The sequence below is a fragment of the Lebetimonas sp. JH292 genome (assembly GCF_000523275.1).
GTDB lineage: Bacteria > Campylobacterota > Campylobacteria > Campylobacterales > Nautiliaceae > Lebetimonas.
The window spans coordinates 885,560-912,438 of record NZ_ATHQ01000001.1; the positions used below are offsets into that span (position 1 = coordinate 885,560).

29 protein-coding genes, 2 tRNA genes and 6 pseudogenes are annotated in these 26,879 nt (G+C 32.4%); 15 read left to right on the plus strand and 22 right to left on the minus strand.

The genetic code is table 11. The features are described from left to right. Positions 1 to 231: an HP0268 family nuclease gene (locus DZ64_RS0105585; RefSeq protein ID WP_024789759.1), complete on the minus strand. Its 231-nt coding sequence runs from the start codon at positions 229 to 231 to the stop codon at positions 1 to 3. Positions 232 to 338: 107 nt separating this feature from the next. Here DZ64_RS0105585 and nusA point away from each other — a divergent pair, with 107 nt between their 5' ends. Both nusA and DZ64_RS0105595 read left to right on the plus strand, forming a co-directional pair. Beyond that, on the plus strand, positions 339 to 1,409 hold the full coding sequence (gene nusA / locus DZ64_RS0105590) for a transcription termination factor NusA (RefSeq protein WP_024787610.1): 1,071 nt from the start codon (positions 339 to 341) through the stop codon (positions 1,407 to 1,409). A gap of 69 nt (positions 1,410 to 1,478) precedes the next feature. Continuing rightward, positions 1,479 to 2,450 (plus strand): DUF475 domain-containing protein, encoded by a 972-nt coding sequence (locus DZ64_RS0105595; RefSeq protein ID WP_024789760.1) that lies wholly within the window; start codon positions 1,479 to 1,481, stop codon positions 2,448 to 2,450. Here the strand turns inward: DZ64_RS0105595 and DZ64_RS0105600 are convergent. The 4 genes and pseudogenes from DZ64_RS0105600 to DZ64_RS14130 all read right to left on the minus strand — a co-directional run. Then, a complete protein-coding gene (locus DZ64_RS0105600; protein WP_051429998.1) occupies positions 2,443 to 3,222 on the minus strand; it encodes a UDP-N-acetylmuramate dehydrogenase in 780 nt (259 codons plus the stop codon). The two genes, DZ64_RS0105595 and DZ64_RS0105600, sit on opposite strands and share 8 nt — an antisense overlap. Before the next feature lie 15 nt (positions 3,223 to 3,237). Continuing rightward, positions 3,238 to 3,507 (minus strand): flagellar biosynthesis protein FliQ, encoded by a 270-nt coding sequence (fliQ, locus tag DZ64_RS0105605; RefSeq protein WP_024789762.1) that lies wholly within the window; start codon positions 3,505 to 3,507, stop codon positions 3,238 to 3,240. Continuing rightward, positions 3,494 to 3,979, minus strand: coding sequence for a type II toxin-antitoxin system PemK/MazF family toxin (locus DZ64_RS14125; protein WP_369792116.1), 486 nt, complete (start codon positions 3,977 to 3,979; stop codon positions 3,494 to 3,496). Before DZ64_RS14125 ends, fliQ begins: the two co-directional genes overlap by 14 nt. Positions 3,980 to 4,024: 45 nt before the next feature. After that, positions 4,025 to 4,860 (minus strand): annotated as a pseudogene (locus DZ64_RS14130) (menaquinone biosynthesis family protein); the annotation flags it as partial. Between the two features lie 116 nt (positions 4,861 to 4,976). Here DZ64_RS14130 and recA point away from each other — a divergent pair. Genes recA through DZ64_RS0105645 form a run of 8 tightly spaced genes read left to right on the plus strand, consistent with a single transcriptional unit; the run spans position 4,977 to position 9,408 of the window. Next, a complete protein-coding gene (gene recA, locus DZ64_RS0105615) occupies positions 4,977 to 6,020 on the plus strand; it encodes a recombinase RecA (RefSeq protein WP_024789763.1) in 1,044 nt (347 codons plus the stop codon). 1 nt (position 6,021) lies between these two features. Next, the gene (gene eno, locus DZ64_RS0105620; protein ID WP_024789764.1) at positions 6,022 to 7,293 is read left to right on the plus strand and encodes a phosphopyruvate hydratase; all 1,272 of its coding nucleotides are present in this window, start codon (positions 6,022 to 6,024) and stop codon (positions 7,291 to 7,293) included. Further along, positions 7,290 to 7,535, plus strand: coding sequence for a phosphopyruvate hydratase (locus tag DZ64_RS0105625; protein ID WP_024789765.1), 246 nt, complete (start codon positions 7,290 to 7,292; stop codon positions 7,533 to 7,535). Before eno ends, DZ64_RS0105625 begins: the two co-directional genes overlap by 4 nt. Before the next feature lie 36 nt (positions 7,536 to 7,571). Continuing rightward, positions 7,572 to 7,913, plus strand: coding sequence for a hypothetical protein (locus DZ64_RS13265; protein ID WP_035003151.1), 342 nt, complete (start codon positions 7,572 to 7,574; stop codon positions 7,911 to 7,913). Positions 7,914 to 7,939: 26 nt separating this feature from the next. Further along, positions 7,940 to 8,149 carry an AMIN domain-containing protein gene (locus tag DZ64_RS13270; RefSeq protein WP_236618666.1) on the plus strand — a complete coding sequence of 70 codons (210 nt, stop codon included), beginning with the start codon at positions 7,940 to 7,942 and terminating at the stop codon, positions 8,147 to 8,149. Further along, positions 8,136 to 8,648, plus strand: coding sequence for a shikimate kinase (locus DZ64_RS0105635; protein ID WP_024789766.1), 513 nt, complete (start codon positions 8,136 to 8,138; stop codon positions 8,646 to 8,648). The genes DZ64_RS13270 and DZ64_RS0105635 overlap by 14 nt, the downstream gene beginning before the upstream one ends. After that, on the plus strand, positions 8,623 to 8,802 hold the full coding sequence (locus DZ64_RS0105640) for a hypothetical protein (RefSeq protein WP_024789767.1): 180 nt from the start codon (positions 8,623 to 8,625) through the stop codon (positions 8,800 to 8,802). The genes DZ64_RS0105635 and DZ64_RS0105640 overlap by 26 nt, the downstream gene beginning before the upstream one ends. Positions 8,803 to 8,820: 18 nt before the next feature. Continuing rightward, the gene (locus tag DZ64_RS0105645; protein WP_024789768.1) at positions 8,821 to 9,408 is read left to right on the plus strand and encodes a uracil-DNA glycosylase; all 588 of its coding nucleotides are present in this window, start codon (positions 8,821 to 8,823) and stop codon (positions 9,406 to 9,408) included. On the opposite strand, the gene DZ64_RS14135 is transcribed toward DZ64_RS0105645, so the two are convergent. The 7 genes and pseudogenes from DZ64_RS14135 to DZ64_RS10805 all read right to left on the minus strand — a co-directional run bounded on the left by DZ64_RS14135 (position 9,403) and on the right by DZ64_RS10805 (position 14,948). Continuing rightward, positions 9,403 to 9,606: a DUF1731 domain-containing protein gene (locus DZ64_RS14135; RefSeq protein ID WP_024789769.1), complete on the minus strand. Its 204-nt coding sequence runs from the start codon at positions 9,604 to 9,606 to the stop codon at positions 9,403 to 9,405. The two genes, DZ64_RS0105645 and DZ64_RS14135, sit on opposite strands and share 6 nt — an antisense overlap. Further along, positions 9,572 to 9,814: a hypothetical protein gene (locus DZ64_RS12750; protein WP_024789770.1), complete on the minus strand. Its 243-nt coding sequence runs from the start codon at positions 9,812 to 9,814 to the stop codon at positions 9,572 to 9,574. Before DZ64_RS12750 ends, DZ64_RS14135 begins: the two co-directional genes overlap by 35 nt. Positions 9,815 to 10,073: 259 nt before the next feature. Next, positions 10,074 to 11,705 (minus strand): chaperonin GroEL, encoded by a 1,632-nt coding sequence (gene groL / locus DZ64_RS0105660; RefSeq protein WP_024789771.1) that lies wholly within the window; start codon positions 11,703 to 11,705, stop codon positions 10,074 to 10,076. A gap of 10 nt (positions 11,706 to 11,715) precedes the next feature. Beyond that, on the minus strand, positions 11,716 to 11,988 hold the full coding sequence (gene groES, locus DZ64_RS0105665) for a co-chaperone GroES (protein WP_024789772.1): 273 nt from the start codon (positions 11,986 to 11,988) through the stop codon (positions 11,716 to 11,718). 120 nt (positions 11,989 to 12,108) lie between these two features. Continuing rightward, complete coding sequence (locus tag DZ64_RS0105670; protein WP_024789773.1) at positions 12,109 to 13,398, minus strand: TRAP transporter large permease; 1,290 nt, start codon at positions 13,396 to 13,398, stop codon at positions 12,109 to 12,111. Further along, positions 13,395 to 13,961 carry a TRAP transporter small permease gene (locus DZ64_RS0105675; protein WP_024789774.1) on the minus strand — a complete coding sequence of 189 codons (567 nt, stop codon included), beginning with the start codon at positions 13,959 to 13,961 and terminating at the stop codon, positions 13,395 to 13,397. The genes DZ64_RS0105670 and DZ64_RS0105675 overlap by 4 nt, the downstream gene beginning before the upstream one ends. Continuing rightward, a pseudogene (locus tag DZ64_RS10805) lies at positions 13,958 to 14,948 on the minus strand (TRAP transporter substrate-binding protein). The gene DZ64_RS0105675 and the pseudogene DZ64_RS10805 overlap by 4 nt, the downstream one beginning before the upstream one ends. Before the next feature lie 150 nt (positions 14,949 to 15,098). On the opposite strand from DZ64_RS10805, the gene DZ64_RS0105685 reads away from it, so the two are divergent. The 3 genes from DZ64_RS0105685 (at position 15,099) to DZ64_RS0105695 (ending at position 17,039) form a co-directional block, all read left to right on the plus strand. Next, positions 15,099 to 15,175 (plus strand) — tRNA-Met (locus tag DZ64_RS0105685). 49 nt (positions 15,176 to 15,224) lie between these two features. Beyond that, positions 15,225 to 15,551, plus strand: coding sequence for a hypothetical protein (locus DZ64_RS0105690; RefSeq protein WP_156921107.1), 327 nt, complete (start codon positions 15,225 to 15,227; stop codon positions 15,549 to 15,551). 24 nt (positions 15,552 to 15,575) lie between these two features. Further along, positions 15,576 to 17,039, plus strand: coding sequence for a DNA polymerase III subunit gamma/tau (locus tag DZ64_RS0105695; RefSeq protein ID WP_024789775.1), 1,464 nt, complete (start codon positions 15,576 to 15,578; stop codon positions 17,037 to 17,039). On the opposite strand, the gene DZ64_RS0105700 is transcribed toward DZ64_RS0105695, so the two are convergent. The 3 genes and pseudogenes from DZ64_RS0105700 to DZ64_RS13280 all read right to left on the minus strand — a co-directional run. Further along, positions 17,026 to 17,964, minus strand: coding sequence for a ribonuclease Z (locus tag DZ64_RS0105700; RefSeq protein WP_024789776.1), 939 nt, complete (start codon positions 17,962 to 17,964; stop codon positions 17,026 to 17,028). The two genes, DZ64_RS0105695 and DZ64_RS0105700, sit on opposite strands and share 14 nt — an antisense overlap. Positions 17,965 to 18,079: 115 nt before the next feature. Further along, a tRNA-Ser gene (locus DZ64_RS0105705) sits at positions 18,080 to 18,169 on the minus strand. Between the two features lie 159 nt (positions 18,170 to 18,328). Beyond that, positions 18,329 to 19,669 (minus strand): annotated as a pseudogene (locus tag DZ64_RS13280) (DEAD/DEAH box helicase); the annotation flags it as partial. On the opposite strand from DZ64_RS13280, the gene DZ64_RS13285 reads away from it, so the two are divergent. Further along, on the plus strand, positions 19,587 to 19,760 hold the full coding sequence (locus DZ64_RS13285) for a hypothetical protein (protein ID WP_236618669.1): 174 nt from the start codon (positions 19,587 to 19,589) through the stop codon (positions 19,758 to 19,760). The pseudogene DZ64_RS13280 and the gene DZ64_RS13285 overlap by 83 nt on opposite strands. A gap of 224 nt (positions 19,761 to 19,984) precedes the next feature. On the opposite strand, the pseudogene DZ64_RS14140 reads toward DZ64_RS13285, so the two are convergent. Then, positions 19,985 to 20,044, minus strand: a pseudogene (locus DZ64_RS14140) (hypothetical protein); the annotation flags it as partial. Positions 20,045 to 20,090: 46 nt separating this feature from the next. Between DZ64_RS14140 and DZ64_RS13295 the strand changes: the two are divergent. Continuing rightward, on the plus strand, positions 20,091 to 20,414 hold the full coding sequence (locus tag DZ64_RS13295) for a hypothetical protein (protein WP_236618670.1): 324 nt from the start codon (positions 20,091 to 20,093) through the stop codon (positions 20,412 to 20,414). A 191-nt stretch (positions 20,415 to 20,605) separates the two neighbouring features. Here the strand turns inward: DZ64_RS13295 and DZ64_RS14145 are convergent. From DZ64_RS14145 to leuS, 6 genes and pseudogenes are all read right to left on the minus strand, one after another. After that, positions 20,606 to 21,139 (minus strand): annotated as a pseudogene (locus DZ64_RS14145) (transcription-repair coupling factor); the annotation flags it as partial. After that, a complete protein-coding gene (locus DZ64_RS12755; protein WP_201768474.1) occupies positions 21,120 to 21,698 on the minus strand; it encodes a hypothetical protein in 579 nt (192 codons plus the stop codon). The gene DZ64_RS12755 and the pseudogene DZ64_RS14145, both read right to left, overlap by 20 nt. Beyond that, entirely contained in the window at positions 21,691 to 22,290 is a 600-nt protein-coding gene (locus DZ64_RS12760) for a Mur ligase family protein (RefSeq protein ID WP_201768475.1), read from the minus strand. The genes DZ64_RS12755 and DZ64_RS12760 overlap by 8 nt, the downstream gene beginning before the upstream one ends. Before the next feature lie 16 nt (positions 22,291 to 22,306). Then, positions 22,307 to 23,845 (minus strand): GGDEF domain-containing protein, encoded by a 1,539-nt coding sequence (locus tag DZ64_RS0105730; RefSeq protein WP_024789779.1) that lies wholly within the window; start codon positions 23,843 to 23,845, stop codon positions 22,307 to 22,309. Next, positions 23,835 to 24,221 carry an LPS assembly lipoprotein LptE gene (lptE, locus tag DZ64_RS14150; RefSeq protein ID WP_369792117.1) on the minus strand — a complete coding sequence of 129 codons (387 nt, stop codon included), beginning with the start codon at positions 24,219 to 24,221 and terminating at the stop codon, positions 23,835 to 23,837. Before lptE ends, DZ64_RS0105730 begins: the two co-directional genes overlap by 11 nt. Positions 24,222 to 24,351: 130 nt before the next feature. Beyond that, positions 24,352 to 26,807 (minus strand): annotated as a pseudogene (leuS, locus tag DZ64_RS10815) (leucine--tRNA ligase). Positions 26,808 to 26,879: the final 72 nt, after the last annotated feature.

A 26,879-nucleotide genomic window follows, 5' to 3' on the forward strand; every position in this document is an offset into this window, starting at 1 on the left:
CTATAATATATGCATTTCATACATATACGCCCCCTCGTCAAGCCCGTATTTTACTTCTCTGAAATATACCGAAAATCCCATTTCGCTTAATTTATCTATCAAATCTTTAAGATTTTTATAACTTGTGTCTTTGTGAAAATAATAAAATGAGTTGGATTTAACACTTTTAAGAAAATCTTCCATATTTACTTCTTTTGTTTTATGTTCATTTTCTATTAATTTTAATGTCATTTTTATCCTTTTTACTATTATTTTATCAAAATTTTTTGTAAAATTATACCTAAGAAAACTCCCCGTTTCTTCTTAAATAAAAAAAATCATTGAAAAAAGGGTTATAAGTGGAAAAAATAGAAGATTTATTATCATTGGTGGCGCATGAAAAAGGACTTGATAAAGAAGAAGTAAAAGAAGCTTTTAAACGCTCAATTATTAAAACCGCTAAAAAATATATAGGTGACATTGATGTTGAAATTGATTTAGAAAATAAAATGGGAATTTATCAGATTTTTGAAGTTGTAAATGACGACAGAGCACTTGAAAACAGCGAAAAATATTTATACCTCGATGAGGCGAGAGATTTTGAGCCTGATATTCAGTTAGGGGATAAATTAAAAGTGGAACTTGATTTGTCAAAACTCGGAAGAAGCGGCGCTAACAGCTTGCAAAGAGAATTTGAAAAGGAAGTTACAAGACTGCTTGAAAATGAAATTTATAGAAAACTTATTTCAAAATTAAACACTATTGTAACAGGTGAAGTTATAAAAGTTGACAGTGAAGAAAACACATGGGTTGATTTAAACGGCGTAAAAGGTGTTCTTCCTATGAGAAACAGAATAAAAGGTGAAAAATTTGAAGTGGGGGATGTGTTAAAAGCCCTTTTGAAGTTTGTCCATTTTGACGATAAAAGAGGAATTGTTATAGAACTTAGCCGGACAAGCCCGAAATTTTTGGAGAAATTAATTGAAAAAGCGGTTCCCGAGGTAAGAGATGGAATTATCAAAATTCATGCAAGTGCAAGAATACCAGGTATTAGAAGCAAGGTTGCGGTAAGCAGTATAAATCCGAGAATTGAGCCTATAGGAACAATAATAGGTAAAAACGGAGTCAGAATAAATGCCGTAAGCAATGAATTAAACGGTGAAAATATTGATGTAATCGAATATTCCAATAAACCTGAAATTTACATAGCAAGGGCTCTTTCGCCCGCAATTATAAAAAGCGTAAAAATAAATGAAAAAGACGGAGTTGCGATTGTGGAGGTGGACCCTGAGCAAAAAGCTAAAGCAATAGGTAAAAACGGAGTAAATATAACACTTGCTGGTATGCTTACAAAATATAAAATTGTGTTAGAAGATGCTAAAGAGAAAACAAAAGACACCTCAAAGCTTGAGAGTCTATTTAAGATATAGTGAAAATGGTGAAAATAGTGAGTAGTGAAAATGGTGAGTAGTGAAAATGGTTAATAATAAGGATAAATTGTGAAATATTTTTATTTTTCCTTTATTATTGCTGTTGTCGGTTTGGGGCTTGCTTTTTTTGTCGGGAGATTTGAAGCTGTTTATTTAACGGCAATTTTGGCTGTTTTGGAAATTTCCCTCTCCTTTGACAATGCAGTGGTAAATGCAAAAATTTTAAAAACAATGGATAAAATCTGGCAAAGAAGATTTTTAACCTGGGGACTTATAATAGCGGTTTTCGGAATGAGACTTATAATCCCTATTTTAATAGTGGCTGTTGCCGCAGATATGGGAATAATGGAAACTGTTAATATTGCTTTGTTTGAGCCTGATAAATATGAAAGTATTTTATCAAACACCGAAAATCTCATATATGCGTTTGGCGGTGCTTTTTTATGGATGGTTTTTAGCGATTTTATGTTTGAAAAAAAAGAAATAAAATGGATAAAACCAATAGAAAAAACAGCCGAAAAATTTGGAAGGGTTAATAATATTTCTTTAATGATTGCGATTTTAATCGGAATTATAATAGTTTATGACGCCAAAAGTCATACAGTAGCAATAGCTTATTTTTTAGGTATTTTGTCTTATTCCCTTTTAAAAGCGCTGGATGAATATTTTTCCACCGAAAATGTAAAAAATGGGCTTATGGGACTTGTTTATCTTGAAATTTTAGATGCCTCTTTTTCTTTTGACGGGGTAATTGGGGCTTTTGCAATTACCTCAAATATTATTTTAATAATGCTTGGGCTTGGAATTGGCGCAATGTTTGTCAGAAGTCTTACCATCTGGATGGTTGAGAAGGAATTGCTTGATGAATACAAATATCTTGAACACGGTGCCCATTATGCAATTGGAATTTTGGCTTTTATTATGTTTTTAAAAATTTTTATAGAAATTCCGGAAGCCGTTACAGGGACTCTCGGGCTTATTTTACTGATAGCGGCGTTTGTTCATTCCAAAATGGAACTTAAAAAATGTAAAATTAAATGATTTTTATTTCTTCAGTTAATTTTATTCCGAAATTTTCATAAACCCTTTTTTTTGCTAAATTGATTAAATAAATCATATCTTCAAATTTACCTTCTCCTAAATTTACAAAAAAATTGGCATGAATCCTTGAAATTTGAATATCCCCTTTTTTCATTCCTTTAAGGCCTGCTTTTTCAATCACTCTTCCGGCAAAATCACCTTTCGGGTTTTTAAATACACTTCCGAGGCTTGGTTCTTTTGGCTGATTAAATCTCAGATTTTCTAAATATTTATCCAAAAAGGGGTCATAATTTCTTTTTATTTCAAAAAGGGCTTCAAAAATCGGAGCATTTATGTTTGAATACCTGTAATTAAATAAAATATCTTTTTTTTCTATCCAACCGTTAAGTGTTTTTATGGCAATTAAATTATTTGAAATTTCTTCATTTTTCACTCCGGCATTCATTTTAATACTGCCGCCTATACTCCCCGGCAAATGTGAGAGAAATTCAAATCCTCCGATATTTTTTCTTTTGCAAAAATTATAAATAACCCTGTTTTTAACTTTACCTCCAACTTTTAGGTAACCGTTTTTATATTCGATAAATTTGTATTTATCAGATAGAATTCCTAAATTTTTCGCATTTGAAGAAATTAGCGTGTTTGTGGCCCGTCCTATTAAAAATTCATTATTGTAATTACTTTCGTCAATTATTTTAACTTTAATTTTTGGCCCTATTTTTATGGAAGAAAATTTAGAAAAATTTATAATTATAAACTTTTCACCACTCACCACTCACTTTTTTCACTATCTCAAAAACGTCGGTATCAGTTTAAAAACATATGTTGTAAAATCTATCATTTCATTCATCATCCACGGCATTGTAAAAATTAAAATCACCGCAATAGCTATAATTTTCGGAACAAAACTCAGCGTCATTTCATTAATCTGGGTTGTTGCCTGAAAAATGGAAATTATAAGTCCCACCACCATACCTACTAACAGTGCCGGAAGTGAGAGTAAAAGAGCGAGTTTGAGTGTTTGTACCGCTAAAGCGATAACTTCAGACTGATTCATTTTCCATTCCTGTGGCTTTTTTTACGGCAATGTCAACTTTTTTCATTTCTTCATCGCTTAATTTTGTAACAATTCCTTTTGAAAATATTATTTTTCCTGTTGAAATTATTCCTATTGCGTTTGCAACTATTTCACTGTCTTTACTCATTAAATCTCTTTTTTTTATGAATATTCTGTAATCTCCCCCGAGAATCTGTCCGGAAAGGGGTAAGACTATTACCGTATGGTATAGCCCTTTAAAACAGGCTTCGTTTAAAAAATTATTTTGATAAATTAAAAACGGCCTTGTTTTTGCAGAATCGGTCAGTTTTGCAAAATATATTTCACCTCTTTTAAAATTAACAGGGGGTTCACCTTTAAATTCCCCTTCCAAAAACTCTATAAAACTTGCCCTTTGAGTTCTCGGTTTACATTTTAGCGCTAATTCATTTCTTTCATACCATTTTTGAAATTCATTTTCACTACTCACCACCCCGCCGCTTTTCAACCGGCCGGGCAGGTTTTCACCGCTTTCACATCTTAAGTTTTTATACTCTTTTGGAATTAAATAATTTCTTACATCTTCCATATGTGGGATTAAATTGTTTTTATATCCAAGCTCAAAGAGTTTATTTAGTGCGTTTAATTGTTCTTCGTCCATTTCAACAGATTTATTGTTGGCGTAAAGGTCTAAATATTTATCCAGTGTTTCATTATCAACCCTTACCAAATTTCTTTCAAGAAGCATTTTTGAGAGTATGTTTTTATGCCTATTTGCAATATCAACGGCTTTTGTCAATATATTTTCTATATTTATGGCATCAAGTAATGGGATAGAGCGCCTCAAAGCCATTCCCCCGAGAGGCAGGGGAATATTTCCGGCAAGTTCTTTCCATATATCCCACAGTTCTTTTTCCACTTCGAGTTTTTCATTGAAATTTAAAATACTTTCATGTATTAAAACCCCGGCATCAACCTCACCGCTTAAAACAGCATCTTCAATTTCAAGGAAATTTTTATATACAATTCTTGCTTTTGGATAGTAAATTTTAAAAAGCAGGGCATTAGTTGTATATTTTCCGCTTAAAGCTACTTTGAAATTCGGTTTTAACTTTTTGCCTTTTAATTTAACAAGTTTTGGCCCGTATCCGTATCCGAAACTAACCGCACATCTAAGCAGGGCATACTCATCTTTTAAAAACGGATAAGCACCGAAACTTATGGCACTTATGTCATAAATATTTTGAAGGGTTTTTTGATTTAGTGTCTCTATATCCTCAGCTATATTGATAAATTTATAATTAAATTGTTCACTTTTCACTTTACACTTTACAATTTAGTAGAAATCCATCCGAACTTAATGGCGTAGTACATAAATATATCGTCTGCATCCGGAGAATGCGCCAAATTATATGTTTTCAATTTAGTCCTTTAAAAATTAAATTTTTAATAACCTTTTTTGTTATAATTGTAACAAAAAAAGGTCTTTAATGAATGATAAAAAACAAAAAGCTTTGGATCTTGCAATTAAACAGATTGACAAGCAGTTTGGAAAAGGAGCTTTGGTAAAGCTGAGCGATCAGGATATAGAACCTATTGAGGCAATTCCCACAGGAAGTTTTGGTCTTGATATGGCTCTGGGTATAGGGGGTATCCCAAAAGGAAGAATTACCGAAATATACGGTCCTGAAAGCAGTGGTAAAACAACGTTAGCGCTTTCAATTATAGCCGAGGCTCAAAAACAGGGAGGTGTGGCAGCATTTATAGACGCCGAGCATGCCCTTGATGTAATTTATGCGAAACATATAGGCGTGGATGTGGATAATTTATTGGTGTCACAGCCCGATTATGGGGAGCAGGCTCTTGAAATAGTTGAAACACTTGCCAGAAGTGGTGCGGTTGACATTATTGTAATAGATTCAGTGGCCGCCCTTACCCCCAAAGCGGAGATAGAAGGAAATATGGGGGATGCACAGGTGGGTGTGCAGGCAAGACTTATGTCTCAGGCCCTTAGAAAGCTGACCGCCGCAATTCACAAGATGAATACAACAGTTGTATTTATCAACCAAATCAGAATGAAAATCGGAATGATGGGATATGGTAACCCTGAAACAACAACCGGCGGTAACGCTTTAAAATTCTATTCTTCCGTAAGGCTTGATGTCAGAAGAATAGCAACACTGAAACAGGCGGATAAAGAAGTAGGTAACAGAACAAAAGTAAAAGTAGTAAAAAACAAAGTGGCACCGCCTTTCAGAATAGCGGAATTTGACATAATGTTTGGAAAAGGAATAAGCAGGGAAGGCGAAATTCTTGATTACGGTGTAAAACTGGATATTGTTGATAAAAGCGGAGCGTGGTTTAGCTACGGCGCCACAAGGCTCGGCCAGGGTAAGGAAAATGCGAAAGAATATTTAAAAACGCATCCTGAAGTAGCCCAGGAAATTGAGCAAAAAATTAAAGAAGCCATGGGTGTTGAACTTTCAAATATGATTGAGGCATTAGAAAAAGAAACTGAAGAAAAAGGAGAATAAAATGATTTACATTGAAAATATATTTGCAGATGAAATTTTAGATTCCAGAGGTAATCCGACTGTCAGAGTAACGGTTGAATTAAGCGACGGTGTTGTAGCAAGTGCAAATGTTCCAAGCGGTGCGAGTACAGGTGAAAAGGAAGCACTTGAGCTTAGAGACGGTGATGAAAAAAGATACGGTGGAAAAGGCGTGTTCAAAGCGTGTGAAAATGTAAATTCAATCATTGCAAATGAATTAATCGGTATGAGTCCGTTTGATCAGGCTGAAATTGATAACACAATGATGGAGCTTGACGGGACAGAAAATAAAAGCCGCCTTGGGGCTAATGCAATTCTCGGTGTAAGTATGGCTGTAGCAAGGGCTGCGGCATCTTCACTCTCACTTCCGCTTTACAGATATTTGGGGGGAAGCAATGCACTTGTAATGCCCGCACCTATGTTAAATGTTATCAACGGCGGTGTTCATGCGGATAATGATGTTGATTTTCAGGAGTATATGATTATGCCAGTCGGTTTTAATTCTTTTGAAAGGGCCTTAAGGGCGGCAGCAGAAACATATCATACTCTTAAAAATCTTCTTAAAAAAGACGGTCATCCTACTGCTCTTGGTGATGAAGGGGGATTTGCGCCTAATTTTAAAAATAACGAAGAGCCTATTGAATATTTGGTAAAAGCGATAAAAGAAGCAGGTTATAAACCAGGAGAAGAAATTGCAATTGCAATGGACCCGGCAAGCAGCGAATTTTATAAAAACGGAAAATATGTTTTAGCCGGTGAAGAAAAAGAATTAAGTGCCGAAGAAATGGTGAATTATTATGCGGCTTTGGTTGAAAAATACCCTATTGTTTCCATAGAAGACGGTATGGCTGAAAACGATTATGAAGGATGGAAGCTGTTAACTCAAAAACTTGGAAATAAAATTCAGCTTGTGGGTGACGATGTTTTCGTGACAAATAAAAAACTGTTAAAAGAAGGAATTGAAGAAGGTATTGCAAATTCAATACTTATTAAATTAAATCAAATAGGAACAGTTACAGAAACAATGCAGACTATGAGACTTGCATATAGAAACAATTATACGTGTGTGGTAAGTCACAGAAGCGGTGAAACCGAAGATGCGTTTATTGCGGATTTTGCAGTGGCGATGAACTGCGGCCAAATTAAAACAGGAGCGCCTGCAAGAGGTGAAAGAACCGCTAAATATAATAGACTTCTTGAAATTGAAAGAAGTGTGGAGGGAACCGAATTTACAGGGGCAGAAATTTTTAAATGATAGAATTTGACGACATAAGAGCTAAAAGAAAAGTGGATTTAAAAATAATTTTAGTTATTTTACTCTCTTTTCTTTTTTGCATTTATATTTTTAATTTACTTTTTGGTGAAAAATCTTTCAGTAGAATGTTGGATTTGCAAAAAGAAGATAAAATTTTAAATAAAAAAGTAAAAGATTTGAAAAAAGAAAATACAACGCTTCAAAAAGAGTATTTTGAACTTAAAGAGCTTGAAGGAAAATAATTTAATGAAAAATGTAAAATGTAAAATGGAAAATTAATGAGAATATTAATACTGATTATAATGAATGTTTTGTTATTTGCAAGGATAAATCCGTTTGAACCTGTAATTAATCCCCAAAATAAAATAATTATTAAACCCGAATTTTTTAAAGAAAAAAAAGTTTATTTGCCAAATGACGCAAGAATTTTAAAAAAAATTATTTTTGTTTATCAAAATTCCAGCGGAGATATTAAAAATAAAGAAATTTTAATAAACAAAAATATTGATTTTCACTCTCCCGTAGTTATTACCCATAAACCTAAAACTTTCGGAATTAAAGAATATAAATTTGATTCTCTTTTTACACTTTTTATCAAAAATAAAAAACTTTTTACTTAGAAACAAAAGATAAACTGATAAGAAATATGTTTTTAATTAAACCCTTCAGGCTTGTTCTGGATTTTCAAAAAAACGCAGATTTTTTAACGATGAAAAGAAATATAAAAAATTCTTTCGTAAAAAAAATTGTTGTAGGTAATCATGAAGGATATTACCGGATTGTTATATATTTTGATACGAATTATTCATATAAACTCACAAAAACAGACGAGGGGATTAAAATTGAGCTCAAATAACCTGCTTTTAACAGGTTTTATGGGAAGTGGGAAATCTACAATAGGCAGAATTTTAGCTAAAGAGATGAAAACTTTTTTTCTTGATACGGATTTACTCATCGAAAATTTTGAAAATAAAACTATCAGTGAAATTTTTAAAACCCATGGAGAAAAAATATTTCGCCAAAAGGAGAAATACTGCTTCGAATGGATTAAAAAAAATGTTTTTAACACTGTTATTTCAGTAGGGGGAGGGTTTCCGGTATTTATTCCTGAGATTAAAGAAGCTGGCATTGTGGTCTATCTAAAAGTGGATTTTGAAGATATACTAAAAAGAATGGATAAAAAAGAAATTGAAAAAAGGCCTCTTTTTAAAGACAGATCAAAAGCTGAGGAACTTTATTATTCAAGGACTAAAATATATGAAAAACTGGCCGATTTAACTGTTGAAAACCAAGATTTACAAAACAGCGTGAATAAAATAAAGGAATATTATGAGAATTTCAAATCAAAACATTAATCAAATTATTCAAATTGATGTTCAGAAAAAAGCACAGGATGTTGTAAAAAATGTTTTGGGAAATATTCTTGAAAAAACTTTTGAAAACACAAAGGCCATAGAAGAAGCCGCAAAAGCCACCGGAAAAGGAAATAACTTAAATATTAAAGTGTGAAAAAGTGAGTTGTGAGTTGTGAGTTGGAAAAAAGAGTTAACTGATTTTTATCAAAAAAGAAAAAAATATATTCAAAAATATTTAAATGAAAATATTGATTTTACAGAGGTAACTGACCCTTGTATTGATAAAAAAAGGGATAATCCCATAATGATTATAGGTGAGGCCCCTGGTAAAAAAGAGGTTGAAATGCATTCGCCTTTTGTAGGAAAGGCAGGGGAAAATCTGAATTATCTTATAAATTTAAGCGGACTTGATAGGTGCAGGGATTTTTTAATAACCAACGCCTTTCCGTTTAGAACATTTGAAGATAATAAAAACAGAACTCCAAAAGCAAATGAACTTAAAATTGGTGCTGAACTACTTGAAAAAGAAATAAATATTGTAAAACCTTCTATTATTTTGCTTCTTGGAAATTCTGCAATTAAAGCATTTTCTTATATAGATAAATTTAAAGATGTTAAAAATTTAAAAAAATGCGGCATTTATGAAATAAACGGATTTAAAATCGGGGTTTGTTTTCATCCTTCGCCTCTTGCATTTAACAGAATTGATATAAGAAACGATTTAGAAAAATTTTTTAAAAATTTAAAAAATTATTTATGATTTTAAAATATGTTTTAAAGATTTTTCAATTGTGGGATATTTGAATTTAAATCCTTTTTCCAGTAATCTTTTTGGATAGACTTCTTTAGAATTTGTTAAAACGCCGCTCCCTTCACCGTATAGTAAATAAAGTATAAATTTTGGAATTCTAAAAATTGTAGGTTTATGTAAAACTTTTCCAAAAATCCTCGATATCAATCCAGGACATTTTCATTTCGCCATTTCCAATAATTCCTCCAAGACCTATTTTAAACGGTAAAAGCATTTCTTTAAGAGCACCGCCTTTTCCTAAAACAACACTGAGTCTTATTGTAGTTGTAGGTTTGTTGCATTTATTTGCTTCGTTTTCCCATTCTTTTGCCAAATTTCCCAAAAAATCATCTGCAGTAATGTTACAGATATTCATCACACGGAGTATTTTCCGGATAGATTCCGATTGCAGAAGTTGAAATAATGAAAAGCTGTATTTTATTTTTTCAGCAAGTTCTTTTCATATTTGTCCTTAAAATTATGCAATAATAAATTATATTTTATTTTTAAAGAATTTTTTAATCCTAATTTAGAAATTTGTATATAATATAATTAATAAAATCAATATGTTAAATATATAAATAAGTATAGTGACAGACACTTATAATTGTTATAAAAAAAGAAAAAAAGAGGAATTACATCATTCCTCCCATTCCTCCCATGTCAGGCATTGCTGGAGCCGCTTTTTCTTCTTTTGGTTCTTCTGTTACAGCAGCTTCTGTTGTTAGTAATAATCCACCAACGCTTGTTGCGTTTTGAAGAGCAATTCTTTCAACTTTGGCTGGGTCGATAATTCCGGCTTCAAACATATTTACATATTCTCCACTGCTTGCATTAAATCCAGTTTCATCGTCGGCCTCTTCAACTGTCAGAGCAACTACACCGGCTTCAAATCCGGCATTTAAAGCTATTTGTTTAATAGGTGCTTTTACTGCTTTTTTAATTATATCTATTCCTATTTGTTCATCAGGGTCTACACTTTCAACTTCGGCTTTTTTGGCTGCTTTAAGTATGGCAGCGCCACCACCGATTACTGTTCCTTCTTCTACAGCTGCTTTTGTTGCACTTAATGCGTCATCAACTCTGTCTTTTTTCTCTTTCATTTCAGTTTCAGTTGCGGCACCGACTTTAATTACTGCAACTCCGCCGCTGAGTTTTGCAAGTCTTTCTTGTAATTTTTCTCTGTCATAATCACTTGTTGTTTCTTCGATTTCTTTTTTAATTTGGTTAATTCTTGCTTCAATTGAAGCTTTGTCGCCTTTTCCGTCTACGATTGTTGTGTTTTCTTTATCTACTACAATTCTTCCAGCCTGTCCTAAATCTTGTAGGGTTGCACCTTCAAGTGTTCTACCAAGCTCTTCGCTGATTACCTGTCCGCCTGTTAGAATTGCAATATCTTGAAGCATAGCTTTTCTTCTGTCACCAAATCCAGGAGCTTTTACAGCAACTACATTTAACACTCCTCTTAATTTGTTAACAACGAGTGTTGCTAATGCTTCACCTTCGATGTCTTCGGCAATAATTAATAATGGTTTATTCCCAGCTTGAACTAATTTTTCAAGTAATGGCAATAAATCTTTCATATTGGAAATTTTTTTGTCATATAATAAAATATACGCATCTTCATATTCAGCTACCATTTTATCGGCATTTGTTACAAAATAAGGGCTTAAATAACCTCTGTCAAACTGCATACCTTCAACCACTTCAAGTTCATCTTGAAGTGATTTTCCTTCTTCAACAGTGATAACACCGTCTTTTCCGACTTTATCCATGGCTTCTGCAATAAGCTCACCTATTTTTTTATCATTGTTTGCTGAAATTGTTGCGACTTGAGCAATTTGTTCTTTATTTTCTACAGGTTTGCTCATTTTTTTAAGTTCGGCGATAATAGCTTCAACAGCTTTATCCATTCCTCTTTTAACTGCTATCGGGTTAGCGCCGGCAGTTATGTATTTTAAACCTTCTTTAAAGATTGCATGCGCCAAAACCGTTGCTGTTGTTGTACCGTCACCCGCTTCATCGGCAGTTTTGCTTGCAACTTCTTTTACAAGCTGAGCTCCCATGTTTTCCACTGGATCTTTTAGTTCTACTTCTTTAGCTACACTTACACCGTCTTTTGTGATATGTGGTGCTCCGAAACTTCTTTGAAGCAATACATTTCTTCCTTTTGGACCCATTGTAACTCTAACTGCATCTGCCAGTTTTTCAACGCCTTTTAATAACTCGTTTCTTGCTGCATCTGAATATATTATATTTTTTGCCATGCTCCCCTCCTTATTCTATTTTTCCAAGAATATCATCGGTATTTAATACCAAATATTCTTTTCCGTCAATTGTAATTTCAGTACCTGCATATTTTGCAAATACTACTGTATCACCTACGTTTATTGGCAGGTTTTCATCTTCTTCCACTTCTTTGGAAACAGCAACTACTTTTCCTTCAAGTGGTTTTTCTTTTGCATTGTCCGGAATAATAATTCCGCTTGCTGTTTTTGATTCTTCTTCAACTCTTTCAATTAGAACTCTTAAGCCTATAGGTCTAAACATTTCCGCCTCCTTTTAGCAGTTATTTTGTTTAACTGACGAAATTATATAAAAAAAGAAAGAAAAAGTCAAGAAAATTATTTAAATTTTTAAGAAATGTTTAGTTAATTAGACTAAGGTATTTTATGAAGAAATCATTAAATTAGGTAAAAACAGTGAAATTTGAGGAATATATGTAATTAATATCAGTCCAATTAATATAACTATAAACCAAGGAATTACAGACTTAACCACTTCTTTTATCGGAAGCCCAGTAATCCCGCTTGCTACAAACAGATTAAGCCCTACAGGAGGTGTCAGCATTCCAAGTTCCATATTTATGGTAATTATTACACCAAAATGAATAGGGTTGATTCCAAGCAGTTTTGCAACCGGTAAAAGCAGAGGAACCATTATCATAATAATAGAACTCGGTTCCATGAAATTACCCGCTATAAGCAATAATATATTTACGGCAATTAAAAACCCTATTTTTCCAAGATGCATACTTACTACCCAGTTACTTAACATTTGCGGAATATTTTCGAGAGTCAGAAAATATGCAAATACAGAGGCATTTGCAATAATAAACATAATCATAGCACTTGTTGCGGCACTGTCTAAAAATACGGTTTTTAATTCTTTAATATTAATGTCTTTATAAATAAAAATCGCTATAAAAAGTGCCCAGACAGCCGAAACGGCAGCGGCTTCTGTAGGAGTAAATATTCCGCCGTAAATCCCTCCTATAATTATGACAATAGTCATTAAAGCCCAAAAAGCTTCTTTAAATTTTTTCCATCTTTCCCTCCAGCTTGCAGGGGCGGTTTTTTTAAATCCAAGCCTTTTCGCCCCGAAATATGTAACGGCTATTAACATAAAACCTATTAAAAGACCTGGAATTATTCCGGCAATAAAGAGTTTTCCAATGCTTTGTTCCGCAGTTACCCCGTAAATAATCATAACGATACTCGGCGGTATTAAAATTCCAAGAGACCCGCTTGCCGTAATTGTTCCCACGGCGTAAGATTTGGGATAACCGGCGGCTGTTATCGCACCGAACATTATAGAACCTATTGCTGCGACAGTGGCAGGGGATGAGCCTGAAACAGCCGCAAAAATAATGCTTGAAAAAATTGCTGCAATAGGAAGTCCTCCTGGAAGATGACCTACAAAAGCTTTTGCAAAATCCACTATTCTTTTTGCGCTTCCGCCTTTACTTAATATATTTCCGGCCAAAATAAACATGGGAATAGCCATAAGGGCGTATTTATCCAGCTTTGAAAACAGTGCACTGGCAAGGTCTATTAAAGATTCTTTTCCTTCAAAAATATATGAAGTTATAAAAGTGGAGGCTCCGAGTGCCACCGCAACAGGGGTGCTTAAAATAAGGAATACAAAAAATATCCCAAAAAGAGTCAACGCTACGCTCATATATTTTCTCCAAGATTTAATTTTGTCTCTTCTATAATCATTTCATGCTCACTAACCTGTTGAATTTCATTAGGAGGGGTTTTAATAAGTTTAATTATTTTTTGTGAAACTCTTATTGATGCACTTAAAAAAGCAAGAGGCAGGGCAATATAAGGTATCCACATAGGGATATTTAAATCAACGCTGATTTCGCCGCTGGCTTTTAATCCGAAATCCGGGTCAAAAATAAACAAATAACCAAAATAAGCCACAGCCAGTAAATAAATAAGAGTAATTAATTTTGCCAAAATAATTGTATATTTGGCTAAGATGGAAGGCAGAACGTCTACTAATAATGTAACTTTAATATGAATTTCTTTTCTAAAACCGTATGCCGCCCCAAAAAGGGCAGACCATATAAAAAGATAGTTGGTCAGTTCAAACGCCCAGTCTATTCCCTGATGAAATATAAACCTTGCAATTACATTTATAAAAGCTAAAAAAACACCTGCCGAAATTCCAAACGAAGCAATAAATTCATTTGTTAATCCTACAGTAATATCAATCCATTTTAAGAATTTCATTCACCCGCTTTAATCGTTTTTTCAATTAAATCTTTTCCGATAGTTCCGTAAAATTTAGGATAAATGGCTCTTAATTTAGTTTCCCATAATTTTCTCTCTTGAGGTGTTAAAGTATAAATTTCAAGTTTACCTGTTTTTTTTTGCATATTCTTGAATCTTTGCAAGTTGTGAATCATTAAGCTGTTTTGCCCAGATTCTTTCTTTTGCAGTGGCTTCTTTGAACGCTTCTTTTACAACAGCTTTTAAATTATCAGGCAGTTTTTTCCAGAATGCTTTGCTCATTACTACCATATATCCCAAATATCCGTGATTAGATAAAGTCATATATTTTTGAACCTCATAAAATTTTTTTGTATATATATTTGAAATTGTATTTTCCTGTCCGTCAACCACTCCCTGTTGAAGAGCTGAATATACTTCACTGAAAGGAAGTACTACCGGAATCGCTCCTACGGCTTTGAATTGTCCAATTAACACTTTTGAACTCATAACCCTGAATTTTAACCCTTTGCAGTCTTCAGGTTTTATTAAAGGCCTTTTTGAATCACTTATCTGTTTGAATCCGTTATCCCAGTAACCAAGGGCTACATATCCTTTTTTTGTGACCATATTCAAAAGTTTTTGTCCTACTTCTCCGTCAAGAACTTTATGTAAATGGTTGTCATTTTTAAATAGAAACGGTAAATCAAATAAAGCAAGCTGAGGAACCAGCCCTGTAAATTTTGAAAAGCTCGGAGCCGCCATTTGTACGGCATTAAATTTCATTTTTCTAAGAACAACTTTATCGCCGCACAACTGTGCGTTTGGATAAACTTCAACTTTTATTTTTCCGTGACTTAACGCCTCAACCCTTTTTGCAAAATAATTGGCCGCTTTTCCTTTAGGGGTATCCGGTGATACAACATGTGAAAACTTAATAACATAATCTGCCGCAAATGAAAAACTTGCTATTAACGCTGCACTTAATAATCCTTTTAGTAATTTCATTTTTTTCTCCTTTTTTTAGTATTATATCACTTATAAGTTTATCAAATGTTTTTATTAAAATAAAATTAATGTATTGTTACTATGTGTAACAAGATTTATTTTTATATTGACAAACTTTATTTATTTTTTTATAATTTCACTCCTGCAGAAGGTGAGGTAGCTCAGCTGGTCAGAGCGCCGGTCTCATAAGCCGGAGGTCGAGAGTTCAAGTCTCTCCCTCACTACCATTGAAATCCCCGAAAATACGATGTTTCGATAAAAAATATAAAAAATCAATTGACATATGTTAAATTTAGTATTATAATTATTAAAAAAAGAGGTGTTGTGTTTAATATCAAAAAAATGCCTTTTATTAATAAAATAAAAAATAAAGAAACAAATTATACCCTGAAATTATTGGACAGGTATGATTATCCGGATGATATAAAAAAACTGGTTTATGATTTTATTAAAACTTCATCTCATTCCGAACTTCAAAGGTTTGTAAATTCCCAAAACACATTTAAATTTTCCCCCAATATCGATATAACCGAAGATTTTAATAAATTAAAAGAAAGATTAGCTTACGAATTAAACGAACAACTCATTAAACTTGCTTTTTGATATAATTTTAAAAAAAGGCGATTTGTGGTTTTAGCTTTAAAATACAGGCCCAAAAGATTTGAAGAAGTGGTGGGTCAGGATGCCATAATAAAAACTCTTGTAAATTCTCTCGATAAAAAAAGATTAGCCCACGCATATCTGTTTTCTGGACTGAGAGGAACAGGAAAAACATCGACTGCTAGGATTTTTGCAAAAGCGCTTGAATGCGATAAAGGTCCTACGTCTAACCCTTGCGAAATATGCGAAAACTGTGTAATGGCCAATGAAAACAGACATATCGACATTATTGAAATGGATGCAGCAAGCAACAGAAAAATAGAAGATATCAGGGAACTTATTGAACATACAAAATATAAACCGACTTACGGAAAATATAAAATTTTTATAATTGATGAAATTCATATGCTTACAAACGAAGCTTTTAACGCTCTACTTAAAACCCTTGAGGAACCGCCTGAATATGTAAAATTTATTATGGCGACCACAGACCCTTTAAAACTTCCCGCTACAATTTTAAGTAGGGTTCAGCATTTTAGATTTAATAAAATAAACGAAAAACTTATAGAAAATTATTTGATTATAATTTTAAGCTTTGAAAATGTCGAATTTGAAAATGAAGCTTTGAGGCTTCTTATAAAATCCGCAAAAGGTTCCATCAGGGATTCACTGACCCTGCTTGATCAGGCCATTGCATATGCAAAAGGTAAAATAGATACCCAAAGCGTTGTGGAAATGCTTGGGGTTATAAATCCGGAAATTATTTCAAAAATATTTGAAAGCGTATTAAAAGAAGACAAAAAGGAAGTAAAAAAACTGGTTGATGTTGTAAAAGATTATGATATAGAAGCCATTTTGGATGAGGTTATTTTATATGTAAAAGATGCGGTGTTTAATTCAACTCTTCCTCTTGTAACCGCAGGCAGATTCTTAAATATTATTTCGGATGCGAGGGAACTTATAAAATACAATACCGATAACGAATTTGTATTGCTTTTAATGTTTTTTAGAATGATAGAAGCAATTAAGCCTCATAAAATAGATGATTTAATACAAAATTTAGAACAAAAAATAGATGTTAACGCATATGAACCGAAAATCGAACAAAAAGAAGATTTATTTAAAACTTTAATTAAAAAAATAAAAGAAAGAGATATTGATTTGGGGGTCTGTTTTGAAACAAGTGTAAGGTTTATCTCTTTTAAAAACGGTGTAATTACCTGGGAGAGCTGTCCGGATGAAAATTGTAAGAATATGTTTAAAAGATTTTTTTCACCTGTTATCAGGCCTTTAATAAACGAGATTTTTGGTATTGGGGTAAAAATAGAGCCAATTAGATGCGAAAAAAAAAATGAAATAAAAAATGAAATAAATCATGTAAAAAAGCCAAAAGAAGTTAAAAATATTTTTTCAAAAACAGATGATGTTATAAATAAAGTGAGAGAAATATTCGGAAGTGATGTCGAAATAACGAAAATCAATCATCAATAAGTTTTAATTTACCTTCTTTTAATTCAAATTCATTAAAATCGTTTGCTACAAAGGCGTTAGCATTGTAATATTTTTTAAGTTCATTTAAAATCGGTTCATTTGTCTGATATCGCGGAGATATATGCGTAGCTATGAGGTTTTTTACATTATATTTTTGAGCTGTGTTGGCTAAATATTTGGCAATTGTATGCATATATTGTGTTTGTATTTTATCAAAAACTGCCTGTGTATATGTGCTTTCATGAATCAGTAAATCAAGATTTTCAAGATAAGGGCAGAGTATTTCGGGCTGGACATTATCTCCTGCAATAATTATTTTTTGTCCTAAAACAGGCTCAAGAAGATAATTTTCAGCTTTAAATAATTTACCATCAAATTCAACATCTTTTCCTTTTTTAATCTCTCCATATAAAGCACACGGTTTTAATCCATCATTTATAAGTTTTTCCTGATTGATTTTATTTGATTTATCATTTTCTTTTATGTAATAGGCAAAACATTCAACAGAATGCATTAAAGGTAAAACCTTTAGCTTAAATTTATCAAAAACCATTTCAGCCCCGGCGTATATTTCATTAATATTAAGCTCATATCCTAAATGTTCATAACTTATATTTACCACAGATGAAATTAACTCTTTAAGCCCTTTAGGTCCGTAAATTGTAAGCGGTTTAGTGATTTTATCAAGCATCCTTGAAGTTATAAGACCAAAAAGTCCGTAAACATGGTCTCCGTGTAAATGGGTTATAAAAATTGTATCAAGCTTTGCACTGCTGAGTCTTGATTTTAATATCTGATGCTGCGTAGCTTCCCCACAGTCAAACAGATACCATTTATTATCATTTTCAAATTCCATTGCTAAAGCTGTAACATTTCTTATTTTTGTAGGTCTTCCCGCACTTGTTCCAAAAAATAAAAATTTCAATGTTTTCCTTTTTTTATAATGATTTTAATCAAATTTTAGAATTTTTCAAAACAATTTATGTGAGTTAAATAAAAAAATTATCATATTTATGAGTTTATGTGAAGTTTTAAAGCAGTGGCGGAGAGTGTGGGATTCGAACCCACGGTGGGCGTTAACCCACACACGCGTTCCAGGCGTGCGCCTTCAACCACTCGGCCAACTCTCCAAGGAATAAAATTATATCAAATTTTTCATTTTTCATTTTTAATTTATTTAATATTGTTTCAAGTATTATTTCGTCATCTTTTGAAGGCGCTTTAATGATTTCTTTTTTTTCGTTATTATAAATAATTGATATATTTTCATTATAGTTAGAAATAGATTTTATGTTTTTTTCGTTGGCCATTATTTTTATTTTAATTTTTTCTAAAAAGTTTTGTGTTGGTTTGTCTGTTTTTCCGAATCTGTCAATTATCTCTTTTTCTATTTCATACACTTCTTTTAATGTTTTTGCAAGAGAAAGTCTTCTGTATAATTCAAGTCTTAGTCTGTCTTCTTTAATAATTTCCGGGCTTAGATACGCATTGATACTCAGTTTTATTTCTGTTTCATTTTGTTCTTTTATTTCCCCGTTTAATTCTTTTAAAGTATTTTCCAGCATTTTAATATACATAGCATATCCGATGCCTTTTATCTGTCCGGACTGTTCAGCTCCTAAAATGTTTCCTCCTCCTCTTATTTCTAAGTCTCTCAAAGCTAAAATACTTCCGCTTCCGAGAAATGAATTCTCTTCAAGGGCAATGAGCCTTTTTTTGGCATCTTCACTTAATTCCTCTTTGTTTTTTACAAGAAAATATGCGTATCCTTCATGCTTTCCTCTGCCGACTCTTCCTCTTATCTGATGCAAATCCGCTATTCCAAATCTGTCTGCATTTTCTACAATTACAGTGTTCACATTAGGAATGTGAATTCCGCTTTCAACTATTGTGGTGGTTAGGGCCAGATCATATTTTTTATTTATAAAATTAATAAGTCCTTTTTCTATCTGGTTTGGGGTCAGTTTGGCATGAAGTGTTAAAATTCTTAAATTTGGCAGAATATTTTGAATTTCTTCTTTTTTGTGTTCAATATAGACAATATTATTATATATATAAAAAATCTGTCCTCCACGTCTTATTTCTCTTAGAATCGCTTCTTTTATAACATTTTCATCCCACTCTTTTACAAATGTTTTTGTATTTTGTTTTCCCTTTGGAGCGGTTTCTAATGTGCTTAAATCTTTTACTTTACTCAGTGCCATATTAAGGCTTCTGGGAATTGGGGTTGCCGACATATAAAGCGTATGAATATTTTCAGCAAAAGCTTTTAATTTTTCTTTTTGTTTTACGCCGAATTTATGCTCTTCGTCAATAATTACAAGGCCCAGGTTTTTATATTCCACATTTAACCCGGCATGGGTTGAAATTAAAATATCAATTTCGCCTTTTTTGACACTCTCCAAAATTTCTTTTTTTTCTTTTGCTGAAGTAAATCTGTCGAGTTTTGCTATTTTTATTTCCGGATAGTCAACAAATCTTTCTTTAAAACTTTCAAAATGCTGGTTTGTTAAAATTGTAGTAGGGGAAATTACAGCTACTTGGAATTTGTTTTTTGCAATAATAAAACTTGCAACCATTGCGACTTCCGTTTTACCAAATCCCACATCGCCGCTTAATAATCTATCCATTATTTTGGTTTTAAAATCATTTATAATTTCTTCAATAGCTTTTTTCTGGTCAGGTGTATGGATAAAAGGTGCTTTTGTTATAAATTCATAAACTCCTTTGAAATCGAGCGGCATAGGGCTTAAGAGATGCCTTTTGGCCGAAATTTTAATAATATCAGCAGCCATTGAAAATATTTTTTCTTTAATTTTTTCTCTTTTTTTAGAAAAAGAGCTTTTTCCAAGTTTATCGAGCTGAGGCATAACACCGCCAGGAGCGATATATTTTTCTAATAAATCCAAGTTTTCCACAGGCAAAAGTAGTTTATCGTCATTTGCATAAAGAATTTGGGCAAATTCACTGACTTTTCCTAAAACTTCCATTTTTCTAAGTCCCATAAATTTGCCGATACCGTGGTTTTCGTGAACGACAAAATCGCCAATTTTGAGTTCGTCCAAAGCAAGGGTGATTCTTTTTTTCTTTTCAAATTCAGGAGGATTAAGAGAAATTATTATTTTATCAGGACAGATTATATTAATTACGGCGTTGCTTTTTATCCATCTTACAACAGGTGCTTTTAATCTTACGAAATCATATAGATTGTTTTCTTTTAAAAAAACTTCATTTTTAGCAATTATTTCTAAAGGTATTTTTTCATTATATAACTGTAATTTTCCATTTTCCATTTTTAATTTTTCATTTATATCAATGCATTTTCCGTTTGGGATAATTTCAGTTTTAAATATTGCCGGATTTATTTCTTTGTAAAACTCTTTATATTCTTCAATCTCCTGGGTCAAATCTTTTAATAAAACAAAATCATCTAAAAATTCTCTATCTAAATACCAAAATCCGAGGGAATAAAAATCTTTATAAAATGTTGAAAACTCACTTTTTTGACACTTTTGCAAAATTTCATTATATTCTTTTTCATCAAGTGCGGCGATTGCTGGGATAATTGAAAACTTTTCAATCTCTTCAATGCTTTTTTGGGTAATTTCATCAAATGTTCGTATACTTTCTATTTGGGTGTCAAAAAGGGAAATTCTTATCGGCTTTTCACTGTTTATCGGCCAAATGTCAAAAATATCACCCCTAAAACTGGCTTCACCTTTTTCGCTTACTATATCTACTCTCTCATATCCCCAATAAATGATTTTTTCTTTTAATTTTTCAAATTCTATTTCATCCCCAAATTCAAGGGTTATTGATTTATAATATTTTTTAAGAGGGAGTTTTTTTAAAATAGTGGAATAGGGTGAGATAAAATAGGCATTTTCATTATAATATTTAAACAATGCATTATTAAGTTCAAATATTTCATTTCTGAAACTTCTTAAATCGCCCCCAAAACCGGCTCTGAAATCCGGAAAAACAGAATAGGGGATATTCAAATATTTAAAAACTTCACCTATTAAGAGTGCTTCTTTTAAATTTCCTGTGATTATATTTTTTTTATTTTTTTGTAAAAATTCATAAACTTTTGCCTGCAAAATATCTCCTTAAAAACTTTTCCACTACCGAAAAACTTCCGAATACCAGCATGGGTTTTTGTATCTGTTTAAAATCTTCTATTTCAATGCCCAGATTATTTGCAACTTTTTTTATTTTCTCTTTATCCTCAATTCTTTCATTTTTTACATCAATTAAATAAAGTTTATTTATTTTGGGTTTTAAAATTGTTAAAATCTTTTTATAATCTTTGTCTTTATATGTATTATAAACCAAATTTACTTTTTTAGTCAGAGTATTTACAATAGCTTTTGCCGCAAGAGGATTATGCCCCACATCTATAAACAAATTTTTTTCAATTTCCTGCATTCTGCCAGGAAGTATTAAATCATTTATATCATTGATGCTAAAAGGTATGTTTTCTTTTTTTAAAAAACTTATAGCAAGCAGATAATTATCAAAAAGAAATTCAGCAAATTTAAAATCTTTTTTTATTTCATTTATTTCATCTTTTTCGAAAAACTCCAAATAATCATATATTTTGGCATTTGGTTTTAACTCTTTTGCAAACTCCAAAATACTCCATTTTCCATTATCCATTTTCAATTTTATTAATCTGTTTCCCGATTATCGCCTCTTTTTCAATTGCATTCAGTTTTGTGGTTGCTATTTCTTTAATTGAATTTCCCAAAAAATTTTGATGGTCATAATCAATTGGAGTAATTAATGTTATTTTTTTATCAAAAACTGCTGTTGCATCAAATTCTCCCCCAAGGCCTGCTTCCATTATTACAAAATCAAGTCCTTCAAAGGCTATGGCCGCTAAAAGAGTGGTATACTCAAAATAACTTAGAGATTCGCTGACTTTCTCAGGCAACAGTTTTTGAAGGCGTGAGTGGGCGGTTTCGAGATCTTCATCATCAATATCTTTTCCATTTATCCAAATTCTCTCATTAAATTTTAAAATATGAGGAGATGTATAATGTCCTACGCTGTAACCTTTTTTTAAAAGGGTATGGGCCAAAAATCTGCCTGTTGAGCCTTTTCCGTTTGTCCCTATTATATGAATTACAGGTTTTAAATTGATATTATTTTTTATTAAATTAAAAGCTTTTGGCATTCTTTTTAGATCTATTTCTTTATAAAAAAGAGGTTTTTTATTTAAGAATTCATTTAACTTTTCACTATTCACTACTCACCACTCACTATTATTTGCATTTATCCTCTGCACAGATTCTGTTTCTTCCGCTGTTTTTTGCCAAGTAAAGTCTTTCATCTGCTTTTTTTAACACTTCTTCTTTTGAATTAACCTCTTTTCTCTCAGCAACTCCTCCCGAAATTGTTACAGGAATTCTTGTGTTTTTATACATAAATTTTGTTTTTTGTACAATTTCTCTTAACTTTTTGGCAAATTTATAAGCCCCGTTTTTATTCGTGTTAGGCAGTATTGCAACAAATTCTTCCCCTCCGAATCTCCCTATCATATCTATATCTCTCGCATATCTTTTAAACAGCAGTCCGAGCGATTTTAAAATCATATCTCCGGCATCATGGCCGTATGTATCGTTTACATTTTTAAAATGGTCTATATCAAAAAAAACAACAGAATAATTGGTGTTATATCTGTTATAGGCCGATTCATTTTTTTTAAGCTCGTCTTCTATGGCTTTTTTGTTGGCGATGTTTGTCAGATAATCGGTTTTTATTTCGGTGGCGAGTTTTTTAAGTTTTCCTTCAAGAAAGTGAATTTTTTCTTTTAATTTTTTAATTTCTTCATCCTCTTTTTTAATTTCACAGTGAAAATTGTTAAGTTCACCGTCAATGGATTTTGCTATATTTATCAGTTTTTGTTTAATGCTCTCAAAATTTTCCGCATCATGTCTCCAGTTTTGAATTTCCACTGTAATATTTTTTATTTCATTTGAAGAATCATCTGTTTTTTTAAGTATTTTTAATATTTTAATGGACAGTCTTTCAGCAATTTTATCCAAATCTTTAATTTTTCTTTTTAACTCTTCTTTGTCAAGTTTTATTCTTTTATTCGTAAGAATTTTTAAATCTTCGGCAAACGCTTTTGTATAAATAAAAGACGAATCGTTTTTTAACTGTCTTTTAATCATTGCAATTTCATCATTCATAAAAGGGGCATAACTTGGCGAGAGTGTATAAATTATGGAATCAACCAAAAAATCAAGTTTTGGCATTTCCTCAAGCTTTTCTAACAGAGCCTCTGTAATTTCTATACAGTCTTCACTTTCAACGCCTGTTATATGTTTGGCTTTTTGAATAACCATGTTATCAAATTTATCCAAAAAATCGATCCATTCTTCCCGTAGATTTGAAAACTCTTTTTTTGTTAAATAAGGATTTAAAAAATCGAGATGTTTTATGGCAATATGTCTGCTTTTGGCAAAAGGTAAAACAACAATAACATCAAGAACCCTTTTGGTATATAAAAAAAGTTCTTCGAGGCTCTGTTTTTCTTTTTGGGGATTTATTCTGTTGAGATAATTTATTAAAAATAAAATAAGTTCATCTAAATTTCTGATATTGTAATTTTTGGCTATAACCTGATATTTTTTATCCAGTTTTGCTATATATTTTGAAATTTTATTACACTCTTCAATAATAACCTTGTGCTTTTTGGCCGCTTTGCAAAATTCTTCTTCATATTCGCTTGGGGTAAAAACATAACCTTTTGATTTAAATTTTAAAAGGGCTTCTTTTGCTATTTCGTTAATGTTCATTGATTCCGTCCTTTGTTATCAGGGCAATCAGTTTATTTAATGCATTAATAGAGGCTTTTTTAAAAGCGTTTAATTTAATCTGGTCGTTTATAACGCTGTTGGGCGATGTGGCAAAGTCATAAGTCCCGTTTACGCTGTAAGTTCTTTTTTTATTGTTTTTGTCGGTTATATCTGCCTGAAGTGTTACCGAACTTCTGTAAAGAATCGGATAACCGTTTTTGTCATAATCCAGAGGGTCAAGAGAAGACGAAACAATTGAAAGAGTAATTGTCGTATTTGAATTTTGATTGGTTATGTTTGAACCAAAAAGTGTATAAACGGCTTCATTCAGGGCGTCTTTTAAAAAAACGTTTTCCTGCGGCTGCTTAACGTCAATATCTACAACAGCATTAANGGTTTTTTCCTATAATATTTTTTTGATAAACGCTGCTCGGTTTGTATCCGCAACCTATTAAAAAAATGAAAAATGTAAAATGAAAAATGTAAAATAAATATTTTTTGATTGCTTATCCTTTTATTACAAAATTTATCATTCTTTTTGGCACAAAAATTTCTTTAATAATTTCTTTTCCTTCTATATATTTTTTAACCGCATTTTTGGGCTGTGTTTAGAATTTCTTCTTTGTTTGCATCTGTATTTACGGTAATTTCGGCTCTTTTCTTACCGTTTACACTTACCGGATAATGTATTTCATCTTTAATTAAAGCATTTTCGTCAATTTTAATTTCTTTAAAATTGTTTCTGTTGAATAAATTTTGGCTGATTTCACTGGACTATGTGAGGAACAATAGGTTCCAATACATTCATTAATATCCAGTAACCTTCCGTATAAACATCAATGTTCTCTATTTTATTTAATGCGTTTAAACTTTCCATTGCGCTTGCGATTAATGTATTAAAAGCGAATGTTTTTTTGTATGTTTCTTTTGCTTTTTTTAATGTTTCATATACTTTTCTTCTTGCTTCTTTTTCCTCTTTTGTCAGTTTATTTGTGTCAATTTTAGGGATTGTGTCGGTTTTTTTGCATTTTTGGGAATTTAAATATACCCTGTTTAAAAATCTGTATGCACCCTCAACCCCGCTGTCGCTCCATTCCAACTCCTGCTCAGGCGGAGCGGCAAAAAGAATAAAAAGCCTTGCAGTGTCGGCTCCGTATTTTTTAATAATATCATCAGGGTCTACCACATTGCCTTTTGATTTAGACATTTTAGAACCGTCTTTTAATACCATTCCCTGAGTTAATAGTCTTGCAAAAGGCTCGTCTACACTTACGTATCCTAAATCCCTGAGAGCTTTTGTAAAAAACCTTGCATAAAGTAAGTGTAAAATGGCATGTTCTATCCCCCCGATATACTGGTCTACCGGCATCCAGTAGTTTTCGTCTTCTTTCCTGAAAGGAACATCTTTGAATTTTCTAAAATCACTTACATATCTAAACTGATACCAGCTGCTCTCAACAAATGTATCCATTGTGTCTGTTTCACGTATTGCCTCGCCTCCGCATTTAGGACACTTTGTATATTTCCAGGTAGGGTGTGTTTCAAGAGGATTGCCGCTTCCTGTGATTTCCACATCCTCAGGCAATGTAATCGGAAGGTTTTCTATTTTTTCAGGAACTATCCCGCATTTTGGACATTTTACAAACGGAAGAGGGGCACCCCAGTATCTTTGGCGGCTTATTCCCCAGTCTCTAAGGCGGTAATTTGTAACTTTTTTACCGATTCTAAGCTCTTCGAATTTTTTAATAATAGCCTCTTTCGCTTTGGTGTTTAACATTCCGCTAAATTCGCCGCTGTTTATTAAAATTCCCTCACCTGTATAGGCTTTGCTTTTATCAAGTTCCCCGTTTAGAGGTTTAATAACCCATTTAATCGGAAGATTAAATTTTGTGGCAAATTCAAAATCCCTTTCATCATGGGCAGGAACCGCCATTACAGCACCGCTTCCGTATTCAACCAAAACAAAATTCGCCATCCATACCGGTATTTTTTCGCCGGTTAGCGGATGAAGCACGTCAATTCCGAGATAACATCCGTCTTTTTGCATAGACTGTCTCTCTTTAGGTAGAATGCTTCTTATTTCCCTTACCTTTTTTTCTGTTTTTTCATCCAACAATCCGTTTTCGAGCATATAATCAATTATAGGATGTTCAGGGGCTAGGGCAGAGTAGGTTATTCCGTAAATTGTATCGGGTCTTGTTGTAAAAACTTCGTATCCGTCAAATTTATTGTTAAGTTTTTCTTTGCTGTTTTGCGTCAGGTTAAATTTAAATTCAAGCCCTGTGGATTTTCCAATCCAGTTTTTCTGCATGGTGAGAACTCTTTCAGGCCAGCCGTCTTTTATTTTTTCCATATCGTTTAGCAGTTCTTCGGCATATTTTGTAATTTTGATATACCATCCCGGAAGTTCTTTTATTTCTATTGGATTGTCGCATCTCCAGCAGCATCCGTCAATCACCTGCTCATTTGCCAATACTGTATGGCACGTTTCGCACCAGTTTACCTTTTGTGTACGTCTTTCAAGCAGGCCGTTTTCATAAAATTTAATAATAAATTCCTGCTCCCACCTTGTATATTCCGGGTCACTTGTGGCAAATTCCCTTGTTTTTGAAAAAGAAAGACCTAAAGAAGCTAATTCTTTTCTCATATAATCAATATTTTCATATGTCCATTTTTTAGGATGGACTTTATGTTTAATGGCCGCATTTTCAGCCGGCATTCCAAAACTGTCCCATCCTATCGGATGAAGTACGTTAAATCCGGATTTTCTGTAGTATCTGGCCAGTGCGTCGCCTATGGTGTAGTTTCTTACATGTCCCATATGTATTCTTCCGCTTGGGTACGGGAACATACTTAAAATATATTTTTTAGGAAGAGTTTTATCTTCTTTTGGCTCGAATGCTTTTTCATCATTCCAGATTTTTTGCCATTTTTTTTCAATAACAGCTGGATTATATTGCATCAATTCTCCTTTTAATACTTTTTTACTATTTACAATTCACCACTCACAATCCATAACTCATAATTCATAATT

Coding starts and splice junctions, on each gene's coding strand:
- DZ64_RS0105585 (WP_024789759.1), bottom strand. CDS start 231: ATGACATTAAAATTAATAGAAAATGAACATAAAACAAAAGAAGTAAAT.
- fliQ (WP_024789762.1), bottom strand. CDS start 3,507: ATGAATCAGTCTGAAGTTATCGCTTTAGCGGTACAAACACTCAAACTC.
- recA (WP_024789763.1), top strand. CDS start 4,977: ATGAATGATAAAAAACAAAAAGCTTTGGATCTTGCAATTAAACAGATT.
- eno (WP_024789764.1), top strand. CDS start 6,022: ATGATTTACATTGAAAATATATTTGCAGATGAAATTTTAGATTCCAGA.
- DZ64_RS0105625 (WP_024789765.1), top strand. CDS start 7,290: ATGATAGAATTTGACGACATAAGAGCTAAAAGAAAAGTGGATTTAAAA.
- DZ64_RS13265 (WP_035003151.1), top strand. CDS start 7,572: ATGAGAATATTAATACTGATTATAATGAATGTTTTGTTATTTGCAAGG.
- DZ64_RS13270 (WP_236618666.1), top strand. CDS start 7,940: ATGTTTTTAATTAAACCCTTCAGGCTTGTTCTGGATTTTCAAAAAAAC.
- DZ64_RS0105640 (WP_024789767.1), top strand. CDS start 8,623: ATGAGAATTTCAAATCAAAACATTAATCAAATTATTCAAATTGATGTT.
- DZ64_RS12750 (WP_024789770.1), bottom strand. CDS start 9,814: ATGAATATCTGTAACATTACTGCAGATGATTTTTTGGGAAATTTGGCA.
- groL (WP_024789771.1), bottom strand. CDS start 11,705: ATGGCAAAAAATATAATATATTCAGATGCAGCAAGAAACGAGTTATTA.
- groES (WP_024789772.1), bottom strand. CDS start 11,988: ATGTTTAGACCTATAGGCTTAAGAGTTCTAATTGAAAGAGTTGAAGAA.
- DZ64_RS0105670 (WP_024789773.1), bottom strand. CDS start 13,398: ATGAGCGTAGCGTTGACTCTTTTTGGGATATTTTTTGTATTCCTTATT.
- DZ64_RS0105675 (WP_024789774.1), bottom strand. CDS start 13,961: ATGAAATTCTTAAAATGGATTGATATTACTGTAGGATTAACAAATGAA.
- DZ64_RS12755 (WP_201768474.1), bottom strand. CDS start 21,698: ATGGATAATGGAAAATGGAGTATTTTGGAGTTTGCAAAAGAGTTAAAA.
- DZ64_RS0105730 (WP_024789779.1), bottom strand. CDS start 23,845: ATGAACATTAACGAAATAGCAAAAGAAGCCCTTTTAAAATTTAAATCA.